This window comes from Thalassolituus alkanivorans, from assembly GCF_020447205.1.
In the GTDB taxonomy this organism is placed as follows: Bacteria; Pseudomonadota; Gammaproteobacteria; order Pseudomonadales; family Oceanobacteraceae; genus Venatoribacter; species Venatoribacter alkanivorans.
On the sequence record NZ_JAJAEL010000028.1, the window covers coordinates 1 to 4,358 of the forward strand.

3 protein-coding genes and 1 pseudogene are annotated in these 4,358 nt (G+C 48.9%); 3 read left to right on the forward strand and 1 reads right to left on the reverse strand.

All coding sequences use genetic code 11. The annotated features are described in order from the left end of the window. Positions 1-905: 905 nt before the first annotated feature. The gene (locus LGT44_RS10355) at positions 906-1,955 is read right to left on the reverse strand and encodes a DNA-binding protein (protein ID WP_101566853.1); all 1,050 of its coding nucleotides are present in this window, start codon (positions 1,953-1,955) and stop codon (positions 906-908) included. A gap of 204 nt (positions 1,956-2,159) precedes the next feature. Between LGT44_RS10355 and LGT44_RS10360 the strand changes: the two genes are divergently transcribed. The 3 genes and pseudogenes from LGT44_RS10360 to LGT44_RS10370 all read left to right on the forward strand — a co-directional run. Further along, on the forward strand, positions 2,160-3,173 hold the full coding sequence (locus tag LGT44_RS10360; RefSeq protein WP_037431571.1) for a tyrosine-type recombinase/integrase: 1,014 nt from the start codon (positions 2,160-2,162) through the stop codon (positions 3,171-3,173). A 26-nt stretch (positions 3,174-3,199) separates the two neighbouring features. Further along, positions 3,200-3,955 (forward strand): helix-turn-helix transcriptional regulator, encoded by a 756-nt coding sequence (locus LGT44_RS10365; protein WP_230331380.1) that lies wholly within the window; start codon positions 3,200-3,202, stop codon positions 3,953-3,955. 74 nt (positions 3,956-4,029) lie between these two features. After that, positions 4,030-4,358, forward strand: a pseudogene (locus tag LGT44_RS10370) (sterol desaturase family protein); the annotation flags it as partial.

Here is a 4,358-nt window from a genome sequence, read left to right on the forward strand (position 1 = left end):
ACCGCAGGCATGGTTCCAATGGAATGCTGTCGCCGGTAAAGTATGAACAGCAATATTTTATGAAGCTTGAAAGTGTCTAGCGAACTGGTGGCGATTCACAGCATCATTGCGCGCTCAGGTATGAATGAAAATGATCGGGAGTTCGCTCTTACGGTAACAAAACACACGAACAGCTCTTAAGTGGAAAGAACCAGGCTGACCCGACTATTTACCGCTCTATACGCTTAGCTGAATGCGCTGGGCTATTCTGCTCTGCTGTCCATGGAGATTCATGATGAACAACGCACGTTCAGATTAATTCAAAATAGATCAAGTGATCGGCTTATGCCTTCTATCCGGTATTGTGGTCAGCTTTGGAGGCCTGTCTCCCTAACGGGCGATTCATCGCTGAGTGACACAAAGGGGCATTAGGTTCTATCCGATCCACAAGGAGAAGCGAACACTAGACACACCACTACTGCCTTAGGAATAGACAAACAGAAGCGTAAGGGCTGCTGCGTATGAGTCATTCGGACTCTTGTGGTGCCACCCCACTCATTTACTTATCACAGAAACACCCTCTTACTTGGACCAGCGGGGGCATTTGAACGAAAACCTACGGTTTTGAATCCTGTGGCACCCTCGTAACCGTAGGTTTTCGTTTGATAGCCGTTAATCCCTGTATTTGAGGTTCGGCTGCATTCGGCCGGTAAAAGCGTTGAATTTAGCCACAAAACCTATAACACATTGATAATATGTAGGAATATCAATATTCTTTTTCCACCTGACGTTGGTCGAATCGATGCTTCTCCTTGGCCTGCAGGGTCTTGTGGAAGAACCGACAAATTTGCCAAGTTTGCTCGTTTAGGGGCTGGCAACGATTTCTGCATTTGCAGCCAGACGATCAAAACACATCCATTAAATCGTTATAGCGAACTTTGAAGCTGTTTAAACTGCCCTTGGATCACTGCTTTTTCCTGAAGAATCACCTTATTCTCATCGGTCAGAAATGCCACTTTATCCTGGGCGGTTTTCAGTTCGGCTTTGGTGGTCTCCAGTGCGTGGGATAACACGGCCACTTGCTTATCGACATCTGCTTTCTGAGTGGTGAGCGCGGCCATGTTTTCCGACAATTGCTCATTTTTATGCTGGTATTCCCGGCACCTTGTCACGGCTTCTTCATACTCGTGTTCCAGGTTCTGGATATCTTCCATCTTTGCGTTCAAGTCGCTATTTAGCGCCGCATTGGCCCGTTTTAATTCATCGGCATTTCGTTGTAACTGCGCGTTGATGTCGAATAGCTCGGACGCTCTCGACTCAGTCTGTGCGAGCCGGTGTTGCAGATCCTGAATCTGATCATTTAACCCCTGGTTAACTATACGGAACTGTTCGCGCTCCTGCTGGCGGTCTTCGGCAGTGCGCTGCTGGTAATGTTCGAAATGATCGCGAATATCCCGGTTTTCTTGCCTGAGTTCACTGACACTCTCCTTCAAGTCGTTGGCTCGCGTAAGAGCTTCGTCCCGCTGAGACTCGGCCTTTGCCAGCCTGACGCGTGCGTCTTCCAGGGACTTGTCTTGCAGGCTTTTTTCCTCGGTAATTCGTGCTATCTGGTTCTCAAGGTCCCGTTGTCGGGCAGTAAGTTGCGCGATGGTGTTGTTGGCATAGGTCAACTCTGTGCGGAGTTCTTCCTTTAAAGTCTCGAATTCCTGGCGAGCTTGTTCGATACGGTGGTCGGCCATCTGCTGTACCCGCTCATGCAGGGACTTTACCACCTCGATGAGGTCGTTCGGCAGTCCACTGACATCGGCCGCCTCCCCATTGTCTGACCGCCAACGCTTGAGCAATGGCGCGATGGTGCTTTTGCTGCCGGTGCCCAGATGCTCGCGCACCCTATCCACCGTGGGTTCCTGGCCATGTGTTTTAATGACTTCAGCTGCTTTAGCGATATCGTGATAAGTGACTCCGGCACGGGCCATGGTGATTCCTCTCGGATTATTTAGTAACATATTACATAACACGTAATATAACATTATATATGTGTTTTTCAAGATCGCTTGAATTCAAGATACTAACCACCGATAATCTACCTTATCGTAGGTTAATGGATCTTGACGTAAATTTTCGACTTGTAACGCCGGTACATAGCCGCCTTTTGAGCGACATCGAAGGAAATCCTATTCATGAACAACAAACCGCCAAAACCGGCTAGCAACTTGCCATTACGTAATGAGGAATCGACCCTGATTGAACGTCAGGAAGCCGAATCATTGCGGCACTACCTCCAGGCAGCGACGTCCGACAACACGCGCAAAGCCTACCGCTCGGCCATTCGCCAATTTGAAAAATGGGGTGGTCGCCTGCCCTCGGATCGGGATACTGTCGTGCGTTACCTGCTGGCCAGAGCCGAATCGCTCAACCCCCGGACCCTGGATCTGCACCTGACCGCCATTAGCCAATGGCACCATTACCAAGGGCTCATCGATCCGGTAAGCGATCCGTTGGTCCGCAAAACCATGGAAGGCGTTCGTCGTACTCAAGGCCAACCCAAACGCAAAGCCAAGGCATTACGTTTGGAGCACATTGCCCAGATGGTGAATCACTTGCGGCAACTGCCTGACACCAAAAAGAAACAGCGGGATATCGCGCTGGTGTTGACCGGCTTTTTTGGCGCCTTTCGTCGTAGCGAATTGGTGGCCATTCAAATCGGTGATCTGGTGTGGGAACCAGAAGGACTTCTCATCCGGCTGTCTCGTTCCAAGACCGATCAACAAGCCATGGGCTTAGTGCGAGCATTACCTTTCGGTGCACCAGGCTGCTGTCCTGCTATGGCCATGAAGAACTGGATAGAATTGGCTGATATCAATGAAGGTCCGGTTTTTCGTCCCGTTAACCGTTGGGATAAGGTTCAACCCAAAGCACTGAATCCCGGTGGCATTAATCAATTACTCAAGACTCTGGGCAACGCCTGTCAGTTCGATTTCGTGCCGGACTTGAGCAGCCATAGCTTTCGGCGTGGCCTCTCTACATCGGCAGCGAGGGAAAAAATCGACTTTGAGTTTATTAAGAAACAAGGCGGCTGGAAGAGCGACGCTACCGTATGGGAGTACATCGAAGAAGGACAGCAATTCACCAATAATGCCTCATTTATCCTCCTAGAAAAGTTGCAAGCGCTTATAGACAGTCAACTACAATGAAAAGCTGCCTTTGTAGAGATAGGGTAATGATCACAACAAATACTTTAGTGAACCCATGGCGCGGCTCAGTAGCGATAACACCAGGTATCGGTGCGTTCCTCGGCGAGTCAGGAGACAATAAGCCCCATAAACATTGGGCGCATCAAATCGCGATCGGTTTAGATGCAAACGTTGAAGTCATTTCCAGCGAAACACGGCACAAAGAAAAGGGGTTATGGATACCGGCTGGAGTTACTCATCAATTGATAATGGCCGAGGTACTGTGTATTTATATCGATCCAACCCATGATATTTGCAAAGCCTTGCTGCCTCACATAAAAAATCCGTTGATGCAACCCATTGGGACACTCCGTGAGGAATTCAATACGGCGTGTTTATCTCGCTTTACTGCCACGGAAAACCTTTCATTCGAACTGGAGGCTTTCGAGCGTCACTACCGGCACGATCAAACATCTGATCCAAAGAGCAGATTGAGCCACATTTTAAAAGCATTACATGCCGAAGCCATGGATGGGCGATCAATCTCTAGAGCCGAGTTGGCAAAGAAAGTTCGTCTTTCCCCAAGTCGTTTTTCCCACTGGTTTTCCGAAAGCACCGGCTTACCTTTACGCAGCTATAAAAAGTGGTTAAAACTATTAACGGGGTTTGAGTTATCACGCCAAATGTCACTCACTGATGCGGCAATTGCATCGGGATTTTCCGATCAGGCCCATTTCTGCCGGTCTGCTACCGAGGCTTTTGGTGTTTCCCCGGCAGTTATTCAACGGCTTTTGTCAGAATAAACAGCACTTTCGTTCAATGTGGCTACGTGTAAACATGAGATGCTGAACACTCTCAATCAGCGAGGAGTGTTAAAATGATTCGTAGCATAACGTGGTTGGTTAGGCTCCTGTATTTGCCGTTGTTTTTGCTCGTCGGAAATGGCGTCGCTATCTATCTTGTTGCCGAGGGTTACAACCAAGGTTGGCTGGTATTTTTGATCTTGGTATTTATAGGAATTTCCTTCGCCACCGAAAAACTGACACCCTATGATCGTGCGTTTAATGAACCGCAACAAGATCAGCGACGCGATCTGCTTCACGCCTTTATGAACGAGTCACTTAATGTTATTGGCGTTGCTGTACTCCCGTTATTTGGTGGCTTGCTGGTCTTGGCACCGATATGGCCTTCCGGGTGGCCGCTGGC